This window comes from Paenibacillus sp. O199 (assembly GCF_001636635.1).
In the GTDB taxonomy this organism is placed as follows: domain Bacteria; phylum Bacillota; class Bacilli; order Paenibacillales; family Paenibacillaceae; genus Paenibacillus; species Paenibacillus marchantiae.
Map to the genome: position 1 here is coordinate 152,243 of NZ_LGRP01000002.1, position 25,961 is coordinate 178,203.

At 46.7% G+C, this 25,961-nt stretch carries 20 protein-coding genes; 17 read left to right on the top strand and 3 right to left on the bottom strand.

What is annotated here, in order from left to right; translation table 11 throughout:
• Positions 1–237: 237 nt before the first annotated feature.
• Positions 238–1,170, top strand: coding sequence for a manganese-dependent inorganic pyrophosphatase (locus tag A6049_RS03970; RefSeq protein ID WP_063563370.1), 933 nt, complete (start codon positions 238–240; stop codon positions 1,168–1,170).
• 125 nt (positions 1,171–1,295) lie between these two features.
• Entirely contained in the window at positions 1,296–1,787 is a 492-nt protein-coding gene (infC, locus tag A6049_RS03975) for a translation initiation factor IF-3 (protein ID WP_063563371.1), read from the top strand.
• Between the two features lie 187 nt (positions 1,788–1,974).
• Here the strand turns inward: infC and A6049_RS03980 are convergent, their stop codons facing one another.
• Positions 1,975–2,802 carry a protein-glutamine gamma-glutamyltransferase gene (locus A6049_RS03980; RefSeq protein ID WP_095205954.1) on the bottom strand — a complete coding sequence of 276 codons (828 nt, stop codon included), beginning with the start codon at positions 2,800–2,802 and terminating at the stop codon, positions 1,975–1,977.
• Between the two features lie 274 nt (positions 2,803–3,076).
• Between A6049_RS03980 and A6049_RS03985 the strand changes: the two genes are divergently transcribed.
• Positions 3,077–5,824, top strand: a complete 2,748-nt coding sequence (locus A6049_RS03985; protein ID WP_161490543.1) for a hybrid sensor histidine kinase/response regulator — start codon at positions 3,077–3,079, stop codon at positions 5,822–5,824.
• 102 nt (positions 5,825–5,926) lie between these two features.
• Here the strand turns inward: A6049_RS03985 and A6049_RS03990 are convergent, their stop codons facing one another.
• Both A6049_RS03990 and A6049_RS03995 read right to left on the bottom strand, forming a co-directional pair.
• On the bottom strand, positions 5,927–6,139 hold the full coding sequence (locus tag A6049_RS03990) for a cation:proton antiporter regulatory subunit (RefSeq protein WP_053779896.1): 213 nt from the start codon (positions 6,137–6,139) through the stop codon (positions 5,927–5,929).
• Positions 6,140–6,281: 142 nt separating this feature from the next.
• Positions 6,282–7,022 (bottom strand): hypothetical protein, encoded by a 741-nt coding sequence (locus A6049_RS03995; protein WP_145921895.1) that lies wholly within the window; start codon positions 7,020–7,022, stop codon positions 6,282–6,284.
• Positions 7,023–7,710: 688 nt separating this feature from the next.
• Here A6049_RS03995 and A6049_RS04005 point away from each other — a divergent pair.
• From A6049_RS04005 to A6049_RS04070, 14 genes are all read left to right on the top strand, one after another.
• Complete coding sequence (locus A6049_RS04005) at positions 7,711–8,517, top strand: glycoside hydrolase family 12 protein (protein ID WP_231952556.1); 807 nt, start codon at positions 7,711–7,713, stop codon at positions 8,515–8,517.
• Between the two features lie 261 nt (positions 8,518–8,778).
• Positions 8,779–10,473: a M3 family oligoendopeptidase gene (locus tag A6049_RS04010; protein ID WP_063563374.1), complete on the top strand. Its 1,695-nt coding sequence runs from the start codon at positions 8,779–8,781 to the stop codon at positions 10,471–10,473.
• 131 nt (positions 10,474–10,604) lie between these two features.
• Positions 10,605–11,462 (top strand): GNAT family N-acetyltransferase, encoded by an 858-nt coding sequence (locus A6049_RS04015; RefSeq protein ID WP_063563375.1) that lies wholly within the window; start codon positions 10,605–10,607, stop codon positions 11,460–11,462.
• A gap of 282 nt (positions 11,463–11,744) precedes the next feature.
• A complete protein-coding gene (locus tag A6049_RS04020) occupies positions 11,745–12,896 on the top strand; it encodes an iron-containing alcohol dehydrogenase (RefSeq protein WP_063563376.1) in 1,152 nt (383 codons plus the stop codon).
• A gap of 211 nt (positions 12,897–13,107) precedes the next feature.
• Positions 13,108–14,727, top strand: a complete 1,620-nt coding sequence (locus tag A6049_RS04025; protein WP_063563377.1) for an ABC transporter substrate-binding protein — start codon at positions 13,108–13,110, stop codon at positions 14,725–14,727.
• On the top strand, positions 14,724–15,668 hold the full coding sequence (locus A6049_RS04030; protein ID WP_231952554.1) for an ABC transporter permease: 945 nt from the start codon (positions 14,724–14,726) through the stop codon (positions 15,666–15,668). The genes A6049_RS04025 and A6049_RS04030 overlap by 4 nt, the downstream gene beginning before the upstream one ends.
• A complete protein-coding gene (locus A6049_RS04035; RefSeq protein WP_090805739.1) occupies positions 15,665–16,531 on the top strand; it encodes an ABC transporter permease in 867 nt (288 codons plus the stop codon). The genes A6049_RS04030 and A6049_RS04035 overlap by 4 nt, the downstream gene beginning before the upstream one ends.
• Entirely contained in the window at positions 16,531–17,283 is a 753-nt protein-coding gene (locus A6049_RS04040) for an ABC transporter ATP-binding protein (RefSeq protein ID WP_063563379.1), read from the top strand. The genes A6049_RS04035 and A6049_RS04040 overlap by 1 nt, the downstream gene beginning before the upstream one ends.
• A gap of 2 nt (positions 17,284–17,285) precedes the next feature.
• The gene (locus tag A6049_RS04045; protein WP_063563380.1) at positions 17,286–18,071 is read left to right on the top strand and encodes an ABC transporter ATP-binding protein; all 786 of its coding nucleotides are present in this window, start codon (positions 17,286–17,288) and stop codon (positions 18,069–18,071) included.
• Positions 18,055–19,113, top strand: coding sequence for a pyridoxal-phosphate-dependent aminotransferase family protein (locus A6049_RS04050; RefSeq protein ID WP_063563381.1), 1,059 nt, complete (start codon positions 18,055–18,057; stop codon positions 19,111–19,113). The genes A6049_RS04045 and A6049_RS04050 overlap by 17 nt, the downstream gene beginning before the upstream one ends.
• Positions 19,114–19,115: 2 nt before the next feature.
• Positions 19,116–20,258 carry an amidohydrolase family protein gene (locus A6049_RS04055; RefSeq protein ID WP_063563382.1) on the top strand — a complete coding sequence of 381 codons (1,143 nt, stop codon included), beginning with the start codon at positions 19,116–19,118 and terminating at the stop codon, positions 20,256–20,258.
• A gap of 507 nt (positions 20,259–20,765) precedes the next feature.
• Complete coding sequence (locus tag A6049_RS04060) at positions 20,766–21,935, top strand: glucose-1-phosphate adenylyltransferase (RefSeq protein ID WP_063563383.1); 1,170 nt, start codon at positions 20,766–20,768, stop codon at positions 21,933–21,935.
• Between the two features lie 27 nt (positions 21,936–21,962).
• Positions 21,963–23,066, top strand: a complete 1,104-nt coding sequence (glgD, locus tag A6049_RS04065) for a glucose-1-phosphate adenylyltransferase subunit GlgD (RefSeq protein ID WP_063563384.1) — start codon at positions 21,963–21,965, stop codon at positions 23,064–23,066.
• Positions 23,067–23,428: 362 nt separating this feature from the next.
• Positions 23,429–25,861 carry a glycogen/starch/alpha-glucan phosphorylase gene (locus A6049_RS04070; protein WP_063563385.1) on the top strand — a complete coding sequence of 811 codons (2,433 nt, stop codon included), beginning with the start codon at positions 23,429–23,431 and terminating at the stop codon, positions 25,859–25,861.
• The last annotated feature ends 100 nt before the right edge of the window (positions 25,862–25,961 follow it).

The window sequence follows — 25,961 nt, forward strand, 5'->3', positions numbered from 1 at the left end:
CTTTTACTTTCTTGAGAATGTGGATTGGTATACATACCGACAATGGATCGAAGCTGGCGGAACGGCAGAGTTGTGCATTCGTTTACGGAGTATAAAGGCAAGACCCTGACATGATTTTGTAATTAATTCGCTGTAAAGGGATTGGAATTAAGCCTTATTAACGCTATAATCAGTAAGGGTATGCTTGAATTATTACATTTTATTAATCTAAATCAGAATTGACGGAGGGCTATTAATATGGAAAAAGCATTAATCTTCGGTCACAAAAATCCCGATACGGATACGATCTGCTCGGCCATTGCCTATGCAGACTTGAAAACAAAATTGGGTCAGGACGTTGAAGCTGTTCGTCTCGGCGAAGTAAACGGCGAAACTCAATTTGCACTGGACCAATTCAAAGTGGCTGCGCCACGTCTGATCAAAACAGCAGCTAACGAAGTGAACAAGGTCATCCTGGTCGACCACAATGAGCGTCAACAAAGTGTCAGCGATATTGAGGAAGTGACTGTTGTTGAAGTTATCGATCATCACCGGATCGCAAACTTTGAGACAAGCCAGCCTCTGTATTTCCGTGCAGAACCTGTAGGTTGTACAGCAACCATTTTGAATAAATTGTACAAAGAAAACGGTGTGGAAATCAGCGCACCGATTGCTGGTCTGATGCTGTCCGCAATCATTTCCGACTCCCTGTTGTTCAAATCCCCAACATGCACAGAGCAAGATGTAGCAGCAGCCCGTGAACTGGCTGCCATTGCTGGTGTGGATGCAGATAGCTATGGTCTGGAGATGCTGAAAGCGGGCGCGGACCTGAGTCAGAAAACGATTGCTGAACTGATTTCCCTGGATGCGAAAGAATTCGCTATGGGCCAAGCAAAAGTGGAAATTGCACAAGTGAACGCGATTGACGTGAATGATGTGCTTGTGAAACAACCTGAGCTTGAAGCAGCGATTGAAGCAATTATTTCCAGCAAAGGTCTCGACCTGTTCGTATTTGTCGTAACCGACATCCTGAACAACGATTCCGTTGCATTGGCTTATGGTGCTTCCACCAAAGCTGTAGAAAAAGCTTACAATGTAACATTGTCGGATAGCAGAGCGCTGCTCAAAGGCGTAGTATCCCGCAAATCGCAAATTGTTCCAGTTCTGACCGAAGCGTTCAACTCGTTGTAAGATGCACAAAACCGACGTATAACCAGTACGTCCAGATATATGATGAATATTCAGTTACAACATCCAAGCCTGCTCTTGATCTGTCATAGGTCAGGACAGGCTTTTGTTGTAGAGGAGGATGTACCATGATCAAAAATGAAAAAATTAAAGCGACTGAAGTCCAACTGACCGGCCTGAACGGTGAAGATCTCGGCATCATGTCTACTCGTGACGCACTTGCACTTGCGAAGCAGCATAAGGTGGATCTGATTTGTATGTCTCTAATGACCAGCCCGCCGCCATGCAAACTGATGGGCGCTGGAGCAGCGAGACAGGAAAAGCAGCAAGAGAAGAAGAAGGCGGTAAAATCCCCGGATAAACGTAAAGTGAAGGAGATCCGACTGAACCTGCAGATGGAAGACCACGATCGGGAGACCAAGCAATCTCAGGCAGAGCGTATCCTGACGAAGGGGGACTCGGTGAAGCTCGTCATCCAGGTGCATGGAGCCAAGGAAGGAACAGCAGGCAAGGAATGGGCAGAACAGCTGTGCAAATCTCTGGCTGAGTATGGCAGTAAAACGACAGGTATTCAGGTGAGCGGCAAACAGGTCGTTGTACAGTTAGACCCCATTGGATAACAAAGATGAACGAATTCAGCTGAATAACAAGGAACAGTGGGACAATACGGTCGTTATTGGGCTGGCTTTCCCTAATGTTCTAATAACCCCGTGAAGCAACAGTTGACCTGCTGCTCTACGGGGTTTTCAGCATGAAATATCGGTATAGCAATTCTGTACTCCTAATGATAATCACGCTTCAAGCTGTTTAGACTCGCAAGTAACGGCTGCCGCCGATGCGTACATACAACTGTCCCGGCAAGACCGGAGTAGATGAGGCTGTTTGTGAATTCGAGTTACTGTTCTTGGCGTAGCGGGATAGATATAGAAAGTCCGGATAAATTACTGTATCCATCAAATAGGCTGACACTGTACTTCCAGGAATGCGGTTTTGATTCAGTGAACGAATGATTTCTTCCCCGCTTGCAATCCCGATTCCATGACCATAATATACGTCTTCACGAAGCATAATGGTATTCTCTCCCTGCCACTCTGGTGTTTCAGGGGAAACGTCCGGATTTTTGAAGTACAATACGTCTCCAGGAAGCGCAGAGTCGCTGCCGTTCTTCTCCGTTAATCGCAGATCGCTGTCATAGTGCCAGTCGTAGAGCAGCAGGTTGCGGAACAGTGAATTGAAATCATCTTCCCGAATACTGTTCAATACTCCGCCATAAAGGACAATTACAGTCGCTGTTGCACATTCAAAGGCATACAAATGACCATTCTTCCATATGTCCCGGATTCCTTCCGCAGGCGTTACCTCAGATCTTAGCTCAAAGCCACCTTCAGCATTTCGGTTCCAATAGGCAGGATTACATCTGGATTTCTCGAACGAGGCAAAGCTGACCCCGCTTCGATCGAGCGCTTCTGCTGCATCCACCAGAGACTTGCGCAACGTCCATTCAAAGTGAAGATGATCCATGGATTGATATGTGTATACTGTTGGACTGTTCTGTAGTTGCTGTAACCAATGCCATGCAAAAGCAGACCAATCCGAACGTACCAGCTCAATCGGTTGATTCGCAACAATGATCATAATCATAACCTCCAGTATCATTTGGATGTTCAGCCTTGTACAAACGGGTATGCACGCGTATTCTGTAGTATATGACGACACTTATGCGGTTTTGTATGTCTACAAGTACAGACAGCATGAACACACGATAAGAATGTCGATTATTGCCTGGAATTTTTGTTGATCTCGTTTATAAATCATGATATTTGGGGTACTACTCTTATAGATGAAGTTATGTTCAGGTCGATCTGTTCATACGGAATATATTCAGATTCCCCATAAAGGAGGATATGTGGTGTCGAATCCAATTGCAGAGAATCGCTCTCTGTTCGAGCAGTTATATACACATGCACCGATCGGCATTGCTGTTGCTTCGCATGTGAACGGACGTTGGCTTCAGCTTAATCCGGCATTTTGTGAAATGCTGGGATGCAGTGAAGATGAATTGATTGACTCACCAATTGTACATATGATCTATGAGGAAGACTTAGAGATGGAGGAGTTCAGATCCCATTTCTGGGATATGACCAATGGATTAAGTCTGATGTATGAAACTGAATTACGGCTTAAGCGTAAGGATGATTCCCTTCTCTGGGCGACGGTAAGAGCCTGCATCGTCAGGGATGAAGTGAGCGGCGAGCCGCTTTATTTGCTTGTTCAGGCAGCGGATATTTCGAAGCAGAAGGACGCGGAGAATCGACTGATTATACAGCGCAAGCAGTTGGAGGAGAGCAGTCGAATCTCAAGATTGCTGGCCGAATCCTCGCTTGACCTGATTGCCATACACCATGCCGATCCGGAGCGGACGTTCAAGTACGTATCTCCAGCCAGCAAAAGTATGTTGGGATATGATCCAGAAGAAGTTGTTGGTCAACCTGGCCTGTTCTGCATACACCCCGACGATGTGCGTCTAGTTGAAGCTTTCGTGGCTGGTCAAATCCAGGGCCTTGCACCTGATCGAATTAGCTATCGGCTCCAGCATAAGGATGGTTCTGTTATATGGGCGGATACCATCACTCATTATGTATATGACATACAGGGAAATCTGCAGGAAATGATCGGAGTGACCCGTGATATTACAGCGAGCAAGCAGCAGCAATTAAGTCTTCAGGAGTACCAATCATTGTTCGACAGTAACCCTCTTGGAGTAGCTTCATTGGATTTGGACGGAAACCTGCTTAAGGCCAATGCAGGTCAAGAGCAATTGACAGGCCATACCAAGGAGGAACTTCTTAGTTCATCCTTTGATCATCTCATTGACCCGGTGGACCTGGATAAGACGAGGTATCATTTTGAAGAGACTGTAAAAGGAATCGCACAGAGCTATGAAGTGGGGTTGATTCACAAAGACGGACAGCGCATTGAAACAAGTGTGATTAATGTTCCGATTTTGCTCGAGGATCGTGTCGTGGGCGTCTATGGAATAACTAGTGATATTACGGAGTCTAAAAGGTATGTAGAGGAAATTGAAAATCTCAGTTACGAAAGAGCATTGATTCTCAATGCCATGTCTGAGGGAGTCATTGGCCTCGATCAGAATGGTAACCTGATATTTGCCAATCCGATTGCAACGGAGATGATGGATTTCTGTCCGTCTGAGATGAATGGCAAGCCACTTGAAGAGATCATGTTACAAATGCAAAGTGAGGGTATACCTTATCCGTCCAATAGCACTCCTATTCTTCAAGCTGTACGTGAAGGGCGATGCCTGCCGCGATCTGAGTCTGTATTTTGGAAGCAGGATGGCTCCAGCTTCCTGGCGGAGTTCCAACTGAAACCGATAATGGAGCAGGGGGAGAATCGTGGAGCTGTACTGGTTTTCCGCGATATGACATCGGTGAAGGACATCATTCGTGCCAAGGAAGTGGCAGAACATGCGGACCGAGCCAAGTCCGAGTTCCTGGCGATTATGAGTCATGAGCTTCGTACACCTCTGAATGGAATTATGGGCATGGCCCATCTGTTAAAAGAAACAGAGTTGGATGAGGAGCAGAACGGCTTCGCCGATATCATCATCGACAGTGGTGAATCACTGCTGCACATTCTGAATGAGATCTTGGATTTCAGTAAGATTGAAGCAGGAAAAATGGATCTTGAACGCCAGCCAGTGGATATTAAATCTGTTCTTGGCGGGGTCATGGAACTATTTGCGCTTAGAGCTTCCGAAAAGAATATTGAACTATACTGTGAAATGTCAGAGCAGATTCCCGAACGCGTACGAGGCGATGAAACACGCATTCGTCAGATTCTGATTAATCTAGTAGGCAATGCCATCAAATTCACGGAGAAGGGAAGCATTCAGGTTCACGTGAACGTTAAGCCAGCGGAATTTTACAATGAGAATCATCTGATCTTGTCCGTTTCGGTCAAAGATACGGGGATTGGCATTCCGTTCAATAAGCAACATCAACTGTTCCAGTCTTTCTCACAGCTCGATCCGGCTATCAATCGCAAATATGGAGGCACAGGTCTGGGGCTGGCCATCAGCAAGAAGCTGGTGGAACTGATGGGCGGCGCCATTGGTGTACAGAGTGAGACAGGTGAGGGGGCGGATTTCCACTTCACCCTGTTACTTGAACGATGGCAAGATGAGTCTACGGATCAGATTGAAGAGGTGGCTGATCACAACCTGCAGCTGGATCGAACAAGTCTGGCAGCGGGGATCAAAATTCTTATAGCTGAGGATCAGTCATTGAACAGCCATTTGCTGGAGGAAATGCTTCGTAAGCACGGAGGTCTATGTGATATCGTGGAGAATGGTGCAGAAGCGGTGAAAGCATTGGAAAGGGAGACATACGACCTTCTCTTTATGGATATCCAAATGCCTGTTATGGATGGGATTGAAGCGACCTGCCGGATTAGGCAAACCCACCCTGAAATTCCGGTCATTGCTGCCATCACGGCATTTGCAGGAGCGAACGACCGTGAAGCTTGTCTGAAATGTGGTATGCAGGACTTTATCAGCAAACCGTTCAGCTCTACGGAAATAAGTCGTGTGCTAAACACATGGGTTCCGTACATACGCTCCCAGCACGAGCGCTGATGGGCTGCTTGTGTCAAGTTATCGAAAAAAATAACCTGCCTCTGAAATTCAAGGGCAGGTTATTTTGGTCTTCCGTGGATGTTGGTAGTAGCCTGACAGATGTCAGGACCATCCTCCAATTAATCCCGAAAGGGTTACGCACTCGTCATCTTCCAGTTCTGCAATTAGGGTAAGTTCTTCGTTGTCATTGGGGTCCACCGAGAATAATTCACGGCGTCCGTCTTCGTGGACAATAATGACCAACTTATTACCGCTTTTTGTATCAAACTGGTACTTCACCCCGATACCAGGCAATGGGCATTCCCGGATATTCATGAAACCTGTCACCTCTTTAGCTTTTCCATAGTTAAGTTAACCGTTCACACAGTACGGATGTATTCTACTATCCATAACATCATTTGGCAAGTCAGAAATGAAATAGTAGTCATCTCCTCCAAGCTTATTGCGCTGTGGTTAGTTATACATTCCGACTCTGTCGGGTTCGTCTGCGACGGACCATGAACCAGATAAGTAATGCAATGATCAGCACCAAGGCAATGCCCCCCGTAATTATAATGTTCCGAATATTCGGGACCTGTACGGTCAAATCTAGCTTATTCGTATTCAGTGGTGAGACGTGCCAAATTAGGGTTTTTCCGTGATCTTCAACCAGATCTGCATTGGAATCCTGCGCTTTGATTGGCAGCGTTAGCTTGAAATCAAAATTGACATCTTTCAGCAGCAGGTTTTTGAGAAATCCGGGGACCTTATTAATTTGGTCTTTGACCTCACCATCGGGTATGGTCTGCATCAGGTCTGCTTCCGCAGCAATATGCAATTTGGAAGTGAAAAATCCAGGTGTAGTGGATTGCTCCATTTTGATTCCATCAGGCAGATCCGACGTGCTGAAGGTAGAGACGGTATTACTTTTCTCATAATGGTTCGTCGCTTTGAGTTGTGTCCGATCTCCCTGGTCCGAAACTTCGGCCTGGAAATTATTCTGCTTCAACGTATTTGCGAGCATTGTCATGAGATTGTCTTGTCCCATCATTCCCAGGGCTGAGTCGGTTACGCTGAGATTCAGGGCCAGATCGGATGAACCGTCCATATTAACCGTGACATGAGCTTCACCATCAGCGCAGGCGGATAGTATAAACAGCATAAGAGTTAGTAAAAAAGCGAGTAATAGCTGACGATAATAGGGTATGCGAGTCGACATTCAGTTCAAACCTTTCTGCGTATAATCCAATTCCAATTCATAGAAGTATAGTATACACCGTAAGGATGGCGGATGAAACTTTGTTCACTATAAGAGCAAGGTAGATCGTACGCTATGATATGATATATCTATAAAATTAGAGTGAAAAAGTAGGCTCCGAAGCATTAAAGGAGAGATTGGATAATGACAGCAAGTGAACATTTGGATGCAGATCCGGTGATGTGGAATAATCGAATGAATGACATACCGGTTGGAATTACAATGAAAAAGGACACGATATATGGAGTGGAAATGAAGATTTCGTATTTTTGTCAATGTTCAGTCAATTCAAAATGGGTTTCACCGTGTAAACTGATAGTAGTGTGAAGAAATACGGAGCAGGGGGGTTACATTCATGACATATATCATTATTATGGGTATCATTATGGTTGTGGGAATGGTCGGAATGGGCTGGTTCTACAAGATTATGGACAACGATCAACACTAGGGTATATTGAAAAGAAATGTGAAAAGACAAGCCTATAAGCTGGCTTCGCAATGGATGCGAGGCGGGCTTATTTGTATATAATGCCAAAAAGTCTAAATATAGCATGAAATAATGTCTGATTTAAGTGGTATGCTTGTACATGGAAATGTTTTACACTTACATCTGTAAGCGTTTACATAAAATTTACGGGAGGCTAACATTATGGGTTTGAAGATGAAAAAAAGATCAGGCAAGAAAGCATGGATGCTGCTGGTCATGTCATTACTGATTGCGGCCGTTCCAATTACAGCCAGCGCAGCATCGGATTCCACAGCGTATGCCAAACTTAATTTCAGCAACAACAAGTATTATATATTCAACAATAGCTGGGGTAGCTCAAGTGTCAGTGGCTGGTCCCAGTCCGTGTATGTGAACAGTAATACTGATCTGGGTTACGTTTGGAACTGGCCAACGACTGCCGGTGGAGTCAAAGCTTATCCTTCTCTTGTCAGCGGCTGGCACTGGACTGAGGGTTTCACGCCAGGCAGTGGGCTGCCAACGCGATTGTCTGCGAACAAAAGTATCAATACCGGAGTAAGTTATTCTAAGGCGTCCAACACTACAGGGGAATATAATAATGCGTATGATATCTGGCTGCATGACATCGGCAATGCGACCTGGTCAAGCACACCCACCGAGGAGATTATGATCTGGAACGATTGGACTTCCGGTGTAGGTCCTATTGGTTCCAAAGTGTTCTCGGATGTATCCATTGGTGGACAAACCTATGATCTGTATCGCGGCGAGATTACCGACAACGGAGTGCATCAATGGTGGGTATACTCGTTCCTGAAAAAGTCAAAATCCCCTAACAACTTTAGCATCAACGTCAAAAACTTCACTGATTATCTGATCTCCAAAAGTTATTTTACTAACAGCAAATATGTAAGCAGTGTTGAATATGGAACCGAAATTACGAAAGGCAGCGGCCAGATCAATTACTCTAACTGGTATGTGAACGTGCAGTAACGGCTCTGTTTATACGCTTATTCCTGATTTAATGAGATGCTGCTCGGAGGAAAACCCATTTCCTGCTGACGCAGCATCTTTTACTTGTGTATTGGACCTAACATTCATGCGTAACATATGTAACGAGTGATGTAGCTGCATTTGACCGATGGACAAATATTTTTCGTAAAGTTGGGATTTTTAGGCTGCTCTTTTGTATAATAGGGTTTAGTTCAACTCGGGGAATCCCGAAATATGCCTAACAGGAAAGGGTGTACATAAATGAAATTTAGTGAGTATACGTATACACGTCCCGATCTGGAACAAATCAAAACGTCATTCCGTGAGCTTCTGAGTGGTTTTGAAGCCGCGACTACGGTTGAAGAGCAGAGTGGATATATGGACAAGATTAACGCTTTGCGAAGTGACTTTGAGACTCAGGCACAATTGGTCTACATCCGTCATTCGATTGATACCAATGATACATTTTACAAAGAAGAAAATGAATTTCTGGATGAAAGCTCTCCAATCATTCAAGAATACATCACCGATTATTATCGGGCATTGGTAAACTCCAAATTTCGTGCTGAACTGGAACAAAAATGGGGTTCACAGCTGTTCCAGCTGGCGGATCTGTCCCTGAAAACATTCAGCCCTGAAATTATCGAGGACCTTCAAAAAGAGAACAAACTTTCCACGGAATACAACCAGCTGATTGCTTCGGCCAAAATTCCGTTTGAAGGTGAAGAACGCACATTGCCGCAGTTGCATCCTTTTGAGTTGTCCACGGATCGCTCCATGCGGGAACGTGCATCGGAAGCAAGATATACGTTCATGGCTGAACATGAGGCTGAATTCGATCGCATTTACGACGATTTGGTGAAAGTGCGTACGCAGATCGCGAAGAAGCTGGGATATCCAACATATGTGGAACTCGGTTATGACCGTATGAACCGTACGGATTACAACGCGGAGATGGTGTCCAATTTCAGAGCACAAGTCCGTGATTATATCGTGCCTGTAGCGACGAAGCTCAGAGAGCGTCAGCGCAGCCGGATTGATGTGGATACCCTCTATTTTTATGATCAGGGCTTCAGCTTTAAGACAGGGAACCCGACACCTAAAGGGGATGCAGACTGGATCATTGACAATGGTAAGAAAATGTACGCTGAATTGTCACCGGAAACGGATACGTTTTTCCAGATGATGACCGACAATGAATTGATGGATTTGGTGAGCAAAAAAGGCAAGCAGGGCGGGGGCTATTGCACCTTCCTGAACGATTACAAAGTGCCGTTTATTTTCTCAAACTTTAACGGTACATCAGGCGATATCGACGTATTGACACACGAAGCAGGTCACGCGTTCCAGGTATATGAGAGTCGTCACTTCGAAGTACCTGAGTACAACTGGCCGACGTATGAATCCGCAGAGATCCATTCCATGAGCATGGAATTCTTTACATGGCCGTGGATGGAATTGTTCTTCAAGGAAGATACGGACAAATACAAATTTGATCACCTGTCTTCCGGATTGCTCTTTATTCCTTATGGCGTAGCAGTCGATGAATTCCAGCATTTTGTCTATGCAAACCCGGATGCAACACCAGCGGAGCGCAAACAGGCATGGCGCAATATTGAGAAGACTTATCTGCCGCACATCAATTACAAAGATAACGCCTATTTGGAACAAGGCGGATTCTGGCACAAACAGGGTCATATCTTCTCGTCGCCGTTCTATTACATTGACTACACACTGGCACAAATCTGTGCATTCCAGTTCTGGAAACGCAGTAACCAGGATATGAAGTCCGCATGGGCTGACTATCTGACATTATGTAAAGCCGGAGGAAGCCTGTCCTTCACAGGATTGGTAGAACTGGCAGGTTTGAATTCTCCGTTTGAAGACGGCTGCGTATCCTCCGTCATCGGCGATATCGAAGCCTGGTTGGACGCAGTAGACGATAAAGCACTGTAAGCGAAAAATAAAAATAAAGGTCGAAGAGGTGAAAGGGAACGAGGAAAAAACCTGACGTTACAGCATTCTGAGGCAGGGCGGATTTGAATGTATTCATTTCCCTAACTATACAAAGAATGCGAGGTTATACCATGTTGGTTTTACTGGATCAACCGTCCCAAAGGAAGCAATTAGCGCCCTTCATCTCGGGAACGTACGGGCATGTGGTTATGGGTGGAGTGCTTGCGGGACTTCAACGCGGCCGTGTCTATGCAGACCAGCTTCATGCGCCGAAAAGCGCCCTGATTTGGGCCGAAAACGAAATGTTTTATCTGATCGGAAGATCGGATAATGAACAGTTCAACAGTCTTGTCAGGGAGGTACTCGTTCAGGAGCTATTGCGTGAAGCATTAGGTTCTGGCGAAGACATGCTGAATCTTGAAGTTTACCCCGAGCCCGGCTCGGATTGGTCTCCCGTCCTGGATCACATGTTCAATGGGCGTTTGCGAGAAGGATTGCGAGTTCCTTTTCAATTCAATCTTGCGAAGTATGAACAGTGGATGGAACGCAGTTCCAGCTCCTTGTTCGTTCCTCCGGGATATAAGCTTCAAATTATCGATCGAGCTGTAATGCTGGAGGACAAAAGCTGTATCATTGAACAGGAAATTTTGAAATTCTGGCATTCGGTGGAGGACTTCTTCCGATACGGAGCAGGCACATGCACGGTATATGAAGGGCAGGTTGTAGGTACATGTATCTCAGTGTTTGTCAGTGACATTCACCATGAAACAGGCATCAACACCTACGATTCGATACACCGTGGCAAGGGCCTGGCTACGGCCATGGCAAGCGCTTATGTGCAATCCGTTCTGGAACGGAATTGTGTTCCACACTGGACGACAGAGGAATTCCGTCATGATTCCATCGCGATAGCGGGTAAGCTTGGTTTTGATCAAGGCAGAGCTTATCCCGTCTATTACATGCCGATTCAGGAGCTTCTAAATTACTGAATATCTGTAGGGGCTGTCCCGAAGTCATGAAAATGACCAGGGATAGCCCCTGTTTTTTGATTCGAGCGGTGAAACTTGTGAATCCAAGATCAAGTTACCCTTTTTAATTCAAGCACAGATAAGCAAGTTACTGAAGAGCATTCATGATTATTGGATAATTCTTAGATAATTCCGTGCAAATGAAACATTTATCAACTCGGTTGTGATTTATTTCACTATATCTGAAAACGGATTCAGTTACAATAAAGATAGTAAATCAGGGGTAACAGGAGGCTGGTTCAGATGGCAACACACGCTTATTATGTTCCGCCCGTGAACTTGATGGGCAGAGGATGTTTACACGAAGCAGGCAAGATGATTGAGAATATGGGTATTCGCAAAGCGCTTGTCGTAACTGATCGTCGATTGATTTCTTCCGGCGTTGCTGAACAAGTGCTGTCTATACTAAGAAAATCAGGGTTAGACTATGTGGTATATGATGAGGTTCAGCCCAATCCCACCTGTCAGAATGTACATGACGGACTTCAGGTATTTCAGGATCATGGCTGTGACGCCATTATATCGATAGGCGGAGGTTCACCTCAGGATGCTGCCAAAGGAATTGGCATTGTAGCAACCAACGGTGGACATATCCGTGATTATGAAGGTTTGCATCAATCGAAACACAAGTCCGTGCCGCTTGTTGCCATTAACACAACGGCTGGCACGTCGAGTGAGGTGACCATGAACTACGTGATTACAGATGAGGAACGTAAGGTGAAAATGGTGATGGTGGATCGAAACAGTCTCGTTGACTTGTCGGTGAATGACCCGGAACTGATGCTGAGCAAGCCAGCCAGTCTTACAGCGGCCACGGGCATGGATGCATTGACCCATGCGGTGGAAGCCATGGTGACGCCTGGCGGGTTCACGGTGACGAGTGCTACAGCGGCTGCTGCCGTTGAGCTGATCTTTGAATATTTGCCCAGAGCGGTCAGGGATGGTAGTGATCTGGAAGCAAGAGAGCATATGACGTATGCGTGTTTTCTTGGCGGGATTGCTTTTAACAATGCAGGCTTGGGCTATGTACATGCGATGGCCCATCAACTTGGTGGAGTCTATGACCTTCCGCATGGGGTATGTAACGCGATGTTGCTCCCTTATGTAGAGGAATTGAATGCAAAGCATGTGCCAGGTAAATTCCGTCATATTGCCAAAGCAATCGGTATGGATGTAAAAGGAAAACGGGATGAGGAGTGCTCGGAGTACGTGATCGAAGCCATTCGTCAGCTTTCCAAGGAGGTAGGCATTCCTGAGAAACTGTCAGAATTGGGTGTGAAAGACCCTGATGTTGAATTGCTGGCGGATAATGCCATGAAAGATGCCTGTGCACCGGGCAATCCGTATCAACCTTCCAGGGATGAAGTGATGGAGCTATTCCGCAAAATCATATAAAGTTAAGAACAAAGAGAGAGCCAGAATATATTCTGGCTTTTTTGGTGTGTCACGTGCTTCTGAGCCTTATAAATACGGATTCATTTCCTTCATTGGATAAAATAGTTTTATCTCGCAATAGTCATTATTTTTTGTTTGACAGAGGGGGTGCTTTAATCCATAATCAATCCATACTAAACACATAAGCTTTATTGGAAGGGGAGAGTCAGTCATGTCACAGTTTAAATCATCAACGAGAAAGTCATTATGGGTAGGAGCGTTAGCCGTTCTATTATTGGTAATCGTTAGCGGTTGCTCCGGATCGACCAATGATCCTGCTCCCAATGCAGCAGCCCAGCCAGGCACGAGCCAAGGTACGGATGAAAATTCAAAGACGGACGAGACTGCAACGGGGGGGACTTTTGTATATGGTCGGCCGGCTTCCGTAACCTCGTTTGATTTGCATAATCAGATTACATCGAACAATGCTTTTGCCATTGATAAAGTATTTGAACCTTTGGTTGCTTTTGACAACAAGGGCGAGATTGTGGACTGGCTTGCCAAGTCGCATAACATCAGTGATGACGGTTTGACGTATACGTTTGTGTTGCGTGATGGCTTGAAGTTCTCCAACGGCACAGATGTTACGGCTGAGGATGCCGTATTCTCGCTGGAGCGGCATTTGAAGGTGGGTGGCCCATTGGCAATATCGGCCAAGGTAGACACTGTCAAAGTAACGGATAGCCATACATTGGTGATTACGCTTAAAGGGCCGTATACGCCATTTATCTCTGAGCTTTCCAACTTCTCGAACGGTATTATTCCGAACAATTTTGGCGGAGTTACCGAGGAAGAATTTTTCAAGAAGCCGATAGGTACAGGACCGTTCGTGGTTGAACAGTGGGACCCTGCAGGCGATGTAACCTTTACGAAGAACACTCACTACTGGCAAGAAGGAAAGCCATCGGTTGATAAGCTGGTTTACAAGCTGATAGAAGATGATAGCCAAGCAATCAACCAGTTGAAGGCGGGAGAAGTAGATGCGATTGAGTCGCTGGCTCTGCAAAATGCTGATGAAATCAAAAATGGCGCGGATACAACCGTTGTAACCAACGGCAGCTGGGTGACAGAGCAATTGTTCTTTAATACGTTGGATAAGCATTTTTCCGATGTGCATGTTCGCCGGGCATTGGCTCTGGCACTTGATCGTGACGGTCTGACTAAGGCGCTTACCTTTGGTTACGCACAGACTGCTAATTCATTGCTGCCTACAACGATTCCTTACAATTCGAATGATACTCTCAAGGCATTAAATTTTGATGTAAATGCAGCCAAAGCGGAACTGGCCAAATCGGCCTTCCCTGATGGATTCACTACAAAACTGCTTGTAGCTTCCGGCAACAGCACCAGAGCGCAAGAAGCGCAAATCATTCAGGCAGCGGGAAAACAAATTGGCATTAATATCGAGATTGAATCGATTGAACTGGCTACCTTCCGTGAACGATTCTTTGCTTATGATTTCGCAGCGATGCTGAACAGTGGGCAAGCCGATTCTCCGGAAGCGAACTCAATCGTTGCGTTCCAGACTGACCCTGATGGCTTCAGCAAATCTTACTGGACGCATTACACCAATGATGAAGTAACCAAGCTTCTGTATAAAGGTCAACAAACACCGGACGGCGATGGCCGTGCCGAAATATACTCCCAATTGCTTCAAACGCTTGCCGATGAAGTGCCTTACATTCCGCTTTATTATCCGGATATTCTGATTGGCGTTCGTTCTTCAGTAGATGGCATTGTTGTTTTGCCTAATGGAAGTGTGCGTTTTGAAGACGTTCGTATTCAGAAATGAATAAGTTCTGGTTGATCAGCACTGTGGGAAGAGCGTTGGCAGTGATCCTTTGTGTGATGACAGCAGTCTTTTTTCTCATCAGAATGGTACCAGGAGATCCTGCTAAAATGATTCTTGGCGAGTACAGCACCCCCGAGGCCGTGGAGAGCATGCACCATGCTCTCGGGTTGGATCTGCCGCTGGGGGAACAATTTATACGGTTTGTGAAGACACTGTTCACTCAGGGGGATACCGGCAATTCCATTATTAACGGAACCTCGACTAGAGAGTTGATTGCTGATCGGGCACCCGTTACCTTGCTGCTCATTGGCATGGCATGTGCATTGTCAATTGTCATTGCACTCGTGCTTGCTACATTGGCCGCTACACACAAGGATAAGCTGCTGGATCATTTGATACGTATTTTTCCTACGGTAACTCTAGGTATGCCAATCTTCTGGGTTGGCATCCTTTTGATTCTGCTGCTGAGTGTTCATCTTCACTGGTTTCCCGTTGGTGGAGTTGGGGAAGGGTGGTGGGGCACCTTATACAGTTTGACACTTCCCGCCATAACCGTGGCTTTTTCACAGATTCCGACATTGGTCCGTTCATTGAGAGCCCAGATGCTTGAAGTACTGGAATCTGATTTTGTAGTTACATTGAAGGCTGCGAGATTACCGAGCCGGGTCATTCTATTCAAACATGTCCTGCGCAATGCGGCGCTTCCGACGCTGATTCTTCTTGGCGTTAATATCTCTTATCTCATTGGCGGCACATTGGTCGTTGAACAGGTATTTGGTATCAAAGGAATTGGCAGTCTTTTGTTTAGTTCCATTTCCAAACGGGATTTCCCGGTCATTCAAGGCATAGCCCTTTACTGTGCTGTATCTGTCGTGATCATCAGTCTCCTGATAGAGCTTCTTTCCAGGTGGCTTGATCCCAGAACGAAAGGAAAACCATGAAAACGATACAAATAGAACCCCAGTTATATGAAGACAGCCAAAACACCAGTCTCATGAATCGTATATTGAAAACTCCTTCCCTTCTTGTGGGAAGTGTGATGTTTGCCGTGCTGATCATCTTGACTGTAATCATACCGTGGATTAGTCCTTATGACCCTTCGGAGCAAAATTTGAGTGCCTTTTTGCAACCTCCATCTGCTGAACATTGGTTGGGCACAGACCAACTGGGACGCGATTTGTTCACTAGACTGATTTATGCCGCGCGAACCGATTTGAGCATTATGGTGCTGGCGGAAATTGTACCTTTTTGCATGGGCGTATTTCTAGGGATGCTCGCAGGGTATTACGGAAAATGGACTGATAAGATCATATCGTTGGTCACCGATACATTTATCGCTTTCCCTTTTTATCTCATCGTCATTATCGTGGCTTTTGCCAGTGGAGCAGGTGAGCGGGGGATTTATATTACGTTTATGCTCGTTGGCTGGATTGTCTTTGCACGTGTCGTCAGGGGGCTGAGTGCATCGTACCGCAAGCAGGAATGGATCGCATCCGCACAGACGTTGGGCTTGCCGGGAATACGGATTATCCTTCGTCATCTCCTGCCCAATGTATTACCTCAGGCGATCGTTGTCCTCATGACGGATATGGTGGGGCTGCTGGTGGCGATTGTTACACTTGGATACCTGGGCATTGGCATCGCACCACCGACCCCGGATTGGGGCACGATGATCTCGGATGGACAATCCTTTATCACGACAGCCTGGTGGCTCTCGGCAGTTCCGGGATTTGCAGTCGTTTACACGGGAATTGCTTTGTCGCTTGTCGGTGATGGATTGGCCGATGTATGGAGGAAAAAATAATGTCCACTGAACCGATTCTTGAAGTCAAGGCACTATCTCTGTCAACCAAGTCAAATCAAAAATTAGTTCAAGATGTACATTTCTCGCTTGGGCGAGGGGAGAGCCTGGGATTAGTAGGTGAATCCGGCTCCGGTAAATCACTAACTCTTCGTTCCATTCTGGGACTGTTACCAAGCGGTGTGGAGCAGACGGGTGGAACCATTCGGAGTGATGTGAACAGCGCCATGGTGTTTCAAGACCCGAGAGGTGCGCTCGATCCGCTCTGTCCCGTTGTTAAACAGCTGGCGGAAGTTGTCTATTACAGGCAAAAGGTAAGCAGGAAGGCCTCCAGGGTAGCAGCGCTGGAATTACTTGAACTGTTGGGGCTTCCCGACTCATTGAAGCGTGAGGATCGATACCCTAGCCAGCTGTCAGGTGGGCAGTGTCAGCGGGTAGTCATTGCATTGGCTCTGGCGTGCAAGCCAGGCATTCTGCTCTGTGATGAGCCAACAACGGCACTGGACGTTACTGTGCAGCGTCAAATTATAGAAACGATCCAACGTTTGCAGCGTGAACTGGGATTCGCCATGGTGTTTGTAACACATAATCTGGCGATTGCAGCGACGCTGTGCTCGAAGCTGTGCGTGATGAAGCAAGGGCGGATCGTGGAGCACGGGGATTCGCTTGGCCTTTTGCAAAACCCGCAAGATCCTTACACCGAGATGCTTATTAACTCGGTGCTTCCTTTACCGAAGCTAGAAGGGAGCGAATAACTATGGAACTAGCTTTGCAGGTTCAGAATGTTACGGTTCAATATGGTGACTTTACTGCGCTGGATAACATCACACTAAATCTTCAGAGGCATACCACGCTTGGTCTTGTTGGTGAGTCCGGTTCGGGCAAATCTACCCTTGCGAGAGTCATTGCCGGGTTAATTACGCCAGATGAGGGGCAGATTTTGCTGGGAGATCAGCAATTAAAGAAGAAGAGAAGTCGTGAGCAGTATAAAAGCATACAGATGATTTTCCAAAATCCGGATGCTTCACTGAATCCCAAACATTCCATTCGGCAGATTCTTGCTGAAGCGCTGTTGTTTCATCGCATTGTAGACCGTTCACAGGTGGAGAAAAGATCGAGAGATCTCTTGGCCCGTGTTCAGTTGGAAAGCAGGGCACTGGACAAGTATCCGCATGAATTCTCCGGCGGTCAGCGCCAACGGATCGCCATTGCACGCGCTTTAAGCGTAGAGCCGAGTCTGCTAATTGCGGATGAGCCGACAAGTGCACTGGATGTTTCTGTGCAGCGGAGTGTGCTCGATTTGTTCAATTCACTTAAGAGGGAACTTAATCTTACGTTTCTGTTCATTTCTCATGATCTTGGAGTTATCCATGCCATTAGCGATACGGTAGCAGTCATGCGGCAGGGTCAGCTGGTGGAGATTAGTCCCAAAGATCAATTCTTCACACGACCTGAAACGGCATACAGCCGAGAGCTGCTGTCCGCAGTTCCAAAGATGCCGAAATCAAGTTCTATAGGAGGTTTATATGAGCCAACAATATAAAGGAAACATACCCCTTACCCTGTCGGAATACGATACACTTACGCAATTGCTCTCCAACCTTTTGAATACAAAGTATCCTCCGGTGATCATCCCGGGTGAGGCCATCTTGGGCATAGAGGCCGTGGCAGCTGGAATATCTGCACCGGGTCGTACGATAGTTAATGTCGTAACAGGGCCTTATGGCAGTTTGTTTGGTCAGTGGCTTGAACGTGGAGGGGCAACGGTTATTGAAGTCAAAGTTCCTTTTGATGAAGTTGTACCTGTGGAGAAGGTAGCTGCTGCGATTGAAAAGTATCAACCGTCCGCACTATCCTTTGTTCAAGCAGAGGTGGTTACAGGCGGGTCGAATCCCGCAGAAAAAATTATAAAGATTGCGCGTGCCCATAACCTGATTACGGTGAGTGACTCTGTATCAGCGATTGGGGGAGAGCCTCTGCTGGTCGATGAATGGGGCGTTGATTTTGTAGCTGTGGGTGCACAAAAAGCCCTGGCCGGGCCTAACGGCATCAGCGCAGTAAGCATTTCGCCGCGTGGATGGGAATTTCTCGAATCCAATGCACATGCACCGCGCAACTCCATCCTGTCTTTGCTTGATCTGAAGCCACCAGGCGATGGGGCTGCACCCGTCCGCGTTCCTCCCAACATTCCAACGCTGGAAGCCAGAGCACTGATTTTGGCTTTGACAGCTATTGAGTCTGAAGGCTTGGAGCAGGTGATCAAGCGTCATGAACAGGCTGCGTTATCTGCTATAGCGGGAATTCAGGTCCTGGGTCTGGAGCCTTGGCAAAAAGATAACAGAACATATTCGACACTGACTACGACGGTTCGAATTTCCGGGGAGAAGAAGTTGCATATCGATCAGCCGATTGGCATCGTTGCTCCGGGGGATGGAGAACTTTTTGGTCAGCTTCTGAGAATTAATCATTTTGGAGTTAATGCGTCCTTGGCAGGAGTGGAGGAAGCTGTTGCGACCATTGCGGCATTATTAAATGAGGACCATGAGCAAGCAGTCCAGGCTGTTCGCCTCGTTTGGGGGAAATGAATATGACCCAGGTAAAATCGAAAGAGCAAAGCTTCAAACATATCTTTATAGCAGGCATTGAAGGCAAACGGTTCGATATCTCGATTCAGAATGGCCGGTTTGCATCTGTTACAGAATCCGTGCCGCAGAATGATAACGCATTGCTTCCGGGTACAGATATATGGATAAGTCCCGGAGTTATTGATCTTCATACACATCTGGCCTGGACAGACTTTGACCATGCGGATCAATTGAAACGTGACAGCCACGAGGTTGAGGTGATGCAGGCGCAAGCTTTTGCAGCCACCCTCCGGACGGGAGTAACCACGGCGCGAGATGCAGGCGGATTGTTACCAAGCACCGCTCGACATCTCGCTCAGCACTATCAACACCCCTTAAGAGTTGAAACCAGCAGCGAAATGCTGGGAGCGGCAGATGCCCGTGGTGTGAAGCATCTGGAACAACGGCTGAACGGAATTTTTGATACAGGCGCGGGATGGGTTAAAATTATGGCTACAGGTGGGCTGGGAGCCCCTACGGAACAAGTGCTCGATCCTGTATTCTCGGAGGAAGAGTTTGCGTTCATCGTTCGCCATGCCCATGCTCACCATAAAAAGGTGCTGGTTCATACCTGGGGTGGAGTGACGATAGACTGGTCTATTCAGGCCGGGGTGGAATCCGTGGAACATGGAATGTTCTTATCAGAGGATCAGGCGGGCAGGCTTGCGCAGTCCCGAACGGCCTTTGTGCCGACCACATCGATATATCGTATTGCCGCAGATCCAAAAGGCGTGCTGGCGTTGCCTACTGTCATCAGTGATCGTGCAGCGCGCGCTGCTGAAGCTCATTCTACAGCCATCGGATATGCCAAAAGAGCAGGAGTCCGTTTCGGTTTCGGTACCGATTACGCAACACCTTCACTGCATGGCTATAATCTGCAAGAACTGGATACGCTGATCGATTATGGCCTGACCCGGGCAGAGGCGTGGCAATCTGCGACGTCAAACGCTGCTGATATTCTGGGTCGTGGCAACGAATTGGGACAGATTGCAGAAGGCTATATTGCCGATGCTATTATTTTCAATGCCGATCCGTATCAAACGGAAAATGCAGATCAGCTGCAGGAGAGCATCGTATCCGTAATTATTGGAGCGCAGAAACCATAACTTGGTTTCTGCGTTTTTTTCTTTACATGTGAGTGCAATGAGCGCTATGTTGCTTCAAAGGAGCAGGTTGTCGGGCGAATGTTAAGCGATAATTAAATCCCCAAAAGTTTTCCAAAAGGATTTTGCAGACCCATCAGCGAATACAATATTTAATAACAGCGGCATAAAGGAAGGAGTGATATCCACTTAAACTTTTGTCGAAGTTTTCCAGCAAGATTCCTCAGCCCGTTTCGTGTTTAATGTTATATAGGAGTAGTGTATTGCATTTTACACGGGGTACACCTTGATTTTTACATCCACCTATCACCTCTACACAACAAGTACAGGCAATTCTGCATGTATCATCTACTTTCAGACATTACAAAGAATAACGTTTGGCTGGAATTTCCGAGCAACATAGTCTGTACAGCATGCTCCTAATCATGACAAAAGTGTCCACACAACAGCATATCGGATTATGGGCTCTGAAATGATTTAGAACGAATGCACATGGAGGAGGCTGTAATGATGGCAAAAAAAGAAGTTGTAGCGATGCTGCTCGCTGGAGGGCAAGGCAAAAGATTAAAGGGATTGACCAAATCACTGGCCAAGCCTGCTGTTTATTTTGGCGGAACCTACCGCATCATTGATTTTCCTCTAAGTAATTGCTCCAATTCTGGCATCGACACAGTCGGTGTATTAACCCAATACGAACCCCTGGTGCTGCACTCCTATATCGGCATTGGCAGTGATTGGGATCTGGACCGCAAAAATGGCGGGGTATATGTACTTCCTCCTCATGAACGTGAAGACGGCAGTAACTGGTACCGTGGTACGGCGGATGCCATCTACCGTAACCTGAATTTTATCGAACAATTTGATCCTGAGCATGTGCTCATCTTGTCAGGGGATCATATCTATAAAATGGATTACGAGAAAATGCTTCAATACCATAAAGAAAAGGATGCAGATTGCACCATATCGGTCATTGACGTTCCGTTGGAAGAAGCCAGCCGGTTCGGGTTGCTCAACACCCACGATGATTATCGCATCTATGAATTCGAAGAAAAACCTCCTGAACCCAAGAGCACGCTTGCTTCCATGGGTATCTATCTCTTCAAGTGGGATGTACTGAAACGCTTCCTGATCCAGGACGAACAGCAGGCATCCACCTCCTATGATTTTGGCAAAGATATCATTCCCTTGCTGCTTGAAAATGAAAAATCACTATACGCTTATCCATTTGAAGGGTATTGGAAGGACGTCGGTACAATCCACAGTCTGTGGGAATCCAATATGGACCTGCTGGATGAGGAAACGCCGTTTAATCTGAACGACCCGGACTGGCGTATCTATACTCGTAATCCGAATCAGCCTGCGCAATATATTTCACCATCGGCGAAGGTACGGAATTGCATCATCAGTGAAGGTAGTGTGGTACATGGTGAGGTTAAACACTCGGTGTTGTTCTACGGTATTGAGGTGGGAGAGAACAGTTCCGTAACCGATTCAGTGATCATGCCAAAAGTGAAGATCGGTCAAAATGTACGCATTCACAAAGCTATTATCGCCGAAGGATTGGTGATCCCGGATGGATTACATCTGTCACCCGCCCCTGAGGATGAGAGTGATATATTGCTGGTCGATCAGGAAGAATTGGAACGTCAGCTTCTCGAGGGAATGACAAGTAAAGCCTAATCTAAACCCCAAAGGACGGTGCATGCGATGAAACCATTGATCGGAGTTATTAACCTTGACCATGAGCTTGAGGAATTGAAGGAATTGACGTACTTTCGCTGCGGAGCCGCGGTGCCTTATGCCGGGCGTTACCGTCTGATTGATTTTGTATTATCCAATATGATGAATGCTGGCATTGAGAGTATCGGTGTATTTGTGCGTCGCAAGTACCGTTCACTCATGGATCATCTGGGAGACGGTAAGCCGTGGGATTTGGATCGCAAGCATGGCGGCATGTTTATTTTGCCACCGGACTGGAACGATCCGACCGATACGTCACAAGGGGATTTGCAGCATTTTCACAATAATCTCGATTTTTTCCGCCGGGGTTCAGGGCAATATGTTGTCCATGCAGGTAGTCGGCACGTAACCAAAGCAGATCTGCAGGATGTGTACAGGTACCATATAAGCAAGGGCGCGGATGTAACGCTGGTCTGCAAAAAAGTGGATAAACTGCTGCCTGAACATGACGCCTGTGTCAAAGTTGAAGATGACGGGAACGGTAATGTGGTGGACATTCACCAAAGCGCCGATCACCCGAATATATATACAGAAATTTTCATTATGGAAAAAGAACTGTTCCTGCGCCAGGTGCAGCGCTGCATCGCTCATGGCGAAAGCCATTTCTTCCGTGATGTGATTCAGAAAAATCCGGATGGCTTGAACATTGCTGCATATGCCTATGATGGCTATCATGCCGTGATCAATTCGATTGATAGCTATTACCGCAACAGTCTGGAATTGTTGAATAGCGGATTGTATGAGCAGCTGTTCAAGGAACAGCCTGTTCAAACCAAGATTAAATACGAGGCACCTGCCAAATACCTGGACTCTGCTGAGGTCAAACATTCCTTGCTCGCGAACGGCTGTATTGTGGGTGGGGAAGTGGAGGACAGCATCCTGTTCCGTGGGGTGCATGTGGCGAAAGGTGCCAAAATTAAAGGCTCCATTATTATGCAAAAATGCTACATCGGAGAAGGCGCCGTTCTGGAGAACGTCATTCTCGACAAAGATGTGAAGCTAAGCGGCGGCCAGACGCTGATCGGCGACCCGTCGAACCCTTATATTCTGGCGAAGAGTACTATTATCTAATATCAACACTTAACCGATATCATCTATAAATATATATAAAATAAAAATCCTGTAGGATGGATTTAAGGTTCATGTTTCTTTGAAGCATGGGAGCCACAGCTAAAGCTACGGTTATATGTGCTAACGCAGTGGAGGTGACGAAATCGATTCTGAAGAAGCGTCAGCGTTCGCCTTTGTCTCCAAATTTCAACCTTTTATAAGGTTCATCAAGAAATTTGAGAGACAACAGCGATCGGAAGAACGATTCGTAACCGGAACGGGCTCTTAGCCGAAAGTGTAGCTTTGAAAGGTGTAGCACTCATGTGTAAGAAACAAGTGTGAACCGCCACATCCTACAGGATTTCACCGGGAGGAACCTTCTTTTGTTTGACAACAAGGAAACGTTCAAGAGTATTTTTAGACGCAATCTGGTCAGCAAATTGGGCAAACCACTAGCAGAAGCAACGCAGGAGGATGTCTATCACGTACTTGGAAGCATGATCCGCGAATATGCGGGTCAAGATTGGGCGGCGTCGAATCAGGGGTTTAAGCAGCGCCAGGATAAACAGGTCTATTACTTCTCGCTGGAATTCCTGATTGGACGTCTGCTCGGCAACAACCTGTTAAATGTGAATGAATTGGAACTCGTTCGTGACAGTCTGGCTGAATTGGGTTTCTCTTTGGAAGAAGTGGAAGAACAGGAAGCGGACGCAGGGCTTGGCAACGGAGGTCTGGGAAGACTCGCGGCCTGTTTTCTGGATTCACTGGCTTCCCTTGGCTATGCAGGACATGGATGCGGAATCCGATATAAATATGGCTTGTTTGAGCAAAAAATTATTAACGGCAATCAGGTGGAATTACCCGATAATTGGCTTGAGAAGGGCAATGAATGGGAAGTGCGTCGTCCGGACAAAAAGGTGGAAGTGCAGTTCTGGGGCCGTGTGGAGGCTTATGAACAGGATGGGCATTATCAATTTGTCACGAAGGATGCCGAATCAGTGGTAGCTGTACCATATGATGTGCCTGTGATTGGTTATGGCCAGCCCCATGTAAACACCTTGCGATTGTGGAGTGCGGAGCCCAAGCGGGAGACTTCACTCGATACCCCTTCGAACTATTACGGATATCTGGATTACAGCCGTTCGGTAGAATCGATCTCGGAGTTCTTGTACCCGGATGATTCCCAATACGAGGGCAAGCTGCTCCGTCTGAAACAGCAATATTTCATGTGCTCGGCAGGCGTACAGAGTGCTTTGCGTACATTTAATAAGCTGGAGCTTTCGTATGATCGATTGCCGGATAAAGTGGCGTTCCATATCAACGATACGCATCCAACACTCGTGATTCCCGAACTGATGCGCATTCTGATTGATGTCAAAGGCTATGGATGGGATGAAGCGTGGGATATTACGACCCGCACCGTATCGTATACCAACCATACAACGCTAAGTGAGGCGCTTGAAAAGTGGCCTGTAGCCATGATCAGCAAGCTGCTGCCGCGCATCTACATGATTATTGAAGAGATTAACAAACGTTTCTGCGGGATGCTGCTCGAACGTTATCCCGGAGACCAAGATCGTATTCAGCATCTCGCGATTGTTGCGAATGATCAGGTGCGAATGGCTCATCTGGCGATTGTGGGCAGTCATAGCGTCAACGGTGTCGCGGCATTGCATACCGAAATATTGAAGGAACGGGAGATGGCTCCGTTCTATGCTCTATATCCCGAGCGCTTCAATAACAAAACCAATGGCATTACCCATCGCCGCTGGCTGATGCATGCCAATCCGAAGCTGTCGAATCTGATCACAGATACGATTGGAAGTGAGTGGATTAGGGAGCCGGGCAGACTGAATGAGCTGGTAGGCGTTGCAGACGATGCTTCATTCCAGCAGCAGTTCCATTCCATTAAACGTAATAATAAGGAGCGACTGGCCGCGTACATCCTGGATCATACCGGAAAGGCGGTCAATCCGGATTCCATCTTTGACGTACAGGTGAAAAGGCTGCATGGATACAAACGGCAGCTGCTGAACATTCTGCATGTTATGCATTTGTATAACCGTCTCAAGAGCGATGCTTCGTTTGATATCGTGCCACGTACATTTATTTTTGGAGCTAAGGCAGCGCCGAGTTATTATTTTGCCAAGAAAATTATCAAGTTGATTAACACGGTGGCAGATACGGTCAATCGTGATGCTGCTGTGAAAGATCGTTTACAGGTATTTTTCCTAGAAAACTACTCGGTCTCTCTTGCCGAGAAAATCATTCCAGCCGCGGACGTCAGCGAACAGATTTCAACCGCAGGTAAGGAAGCCTCCGGTACGGGGAACATGAAGTTTATGATGAACGGAGCGTTAACCATTGGTACCATGGACGGCGCAAATGTCGAGATGGCAGAGCAGGTCGGTCAAGACAATATGTTTATCTTTGGTCTGAGTGCAGACGAGGTGCTTGAATATTACCGATCCGGCAGTTATCGGCCGAATGAGATTGTACAGCAAGATGAGCGAATTCGTGAGGTCGTGGAGCAGCTGGTACACCCGGGAGTGTTCTGTGAGCGTGATGGTGAATTCTGGGATATCTATGATTCCTTGCTGGCCCATGGTGACGAGTACTTTGTGTTACGTGACTTTGCTGCCTATGCCGATGCGCATGCTGCCATTGATTCGGCGTATCGCGATGTATCGGGCTGGACACACAAGGCAGTGCTGAATACGGCTCATTCCGGCATTTTCTCCAGTGATCGCACCATCAGTGAGTATGCGACTGATATCTGGGGCATTCATCCGGTGTCCGGACACTGGAAAGGTTAAATAAGTAGTATTTAACAATGAAATCCCCTTGTACATTAGGTTGATCTCTGTTGGGTTCATATACCTTCATCAGAGATCACTCCTTATTGCACAAGGGGAT

Excerpts from the sequence above, each read along its gene's own strand:
- A6049_RS04015 (WP_063563375.1), top strand. The coding sequence starts at position 10,605 with ATGTTGGTTTTACTGGATCAACCGTCCCAAAGGAAGCAATTAGCGCCC.
- A6049_RS04020 (WP_063563376.1), top strand. The coding sequence starts at position 11,745 with ATGGCAACACACGCTTATTATGTTCCGCCCGTGAACTTGATGGGCAGA.
- A6049_RS04040 (WP_063563379.1), top strand. The coding sequence starts at position 16,531 with ATGTCCACTGAACCGATTCTTGAAGTCAAGGCACTATCTCTGTCAACC.
- A6049_RS04060 (WP_063563383.1), top strand. The coding sequence starts at position 20,766 with ATGGCAAAAAAAGAAGTTGTAGCGATGCTGCTCGCTGGAGGGCAAGGC.
- A6049_RS03980 (WP_095205954.1), bottom strand. The coding sequence starts at position 2,802 with ATGATCATTGTTGCGAATCAACCGATTGAGCTGGTACGTTCGGATTGG.
- A6049_RS04045 (WP_063563380.1), top strand. The coding sequence starts at position 17,286 with ATGGAACTAGCTTTGCAGGTTCAGAATGTTACGGTTCAATATGGTGAC.
- A6049_RS04005 (WP_231952556.1), top strand. The coding sequence starts at position 7,711 with ATGGGTTTGAAGATGAAAAAAAGATCAGGCAAGAAAGCATGGATGCTG.
- infC (WP_063563371.1), top strand. The coding sequence starts at position 1,296 with ATGATCAAAAATGAAAAAATTAAAGCGACTGAAGTCCAACTGACCGGC.
- A6049_RS04025 (WP_063563377.1), top strand. The coding sequence starts at position 13,108 with ATGTCACAGTTTAAATCATCAACGAGAAAGTCATTATGGGTAGGAGCG.
- A6049_RS04030 (WP_231952554.1), top strand. The coding sequence starts at position 14,724 with ATGAATAAGTTCTGGTTGATCAGCACTGTGGGAAGAGCGTTGGCAGTG.
- A6049_RS04010 (WP_063563374.1), top strand. The coding sequence starts at position 8,779 with ATGAAATTTAGTGAGTATACGTATACACGTCCCGATCTGGAACAAATC.
- A6049_RS03990 (WP_053779896.1), bottom strand. The coding sequence starts at position 6,139 with ATGAATATCCGGGAATGCCCATTGCCTGGTATCGGGGTGAAGTACCAG.
- A6049_RS03970 (WP_063563370.1), top strand. The coding sequence starts at position 238 with ATGGAAAAAGCATTAATCTTCGGTCACAAAAATCCCGATACGGATACG.
- A6049_RS04035 (WP_090805739.1), top strand. The coding sequence starts at position 15,665 with ATGAAAACGATACAAATAGAACCCCAGTTATATGAAGACAGCCAAAAC.
- A6049_RS03995 (WP_145921895.1), bottom strand. The coding sequence starts at position 7,022 with ATGTCGACTCGCATACCCTATTATCGTCAGCTATTACTCGCTTTTTTA.
- glgD (WP_063563384.1), top strand. The coding sequence starts at position 21,963 with ATGAAACCATTGATCGGAGTTATTAACCTTGACCATGAGCTTGAGGAA.
- A6049_RS04055 (WP_063563382.1), top strand. The coding sequence starts at position 19,116 with ATGACCCAGGTAAAATCGAAAGAGCAAAGCTTCAAACATATCTTTATA.
- A6049_RS04050 (WP_063563381.1), top strand. The coding sequence starts at position 18,055 with ATGAGCCAACAATATAAAGGAAACATACCCCTTACCCTGTCGGAATAC.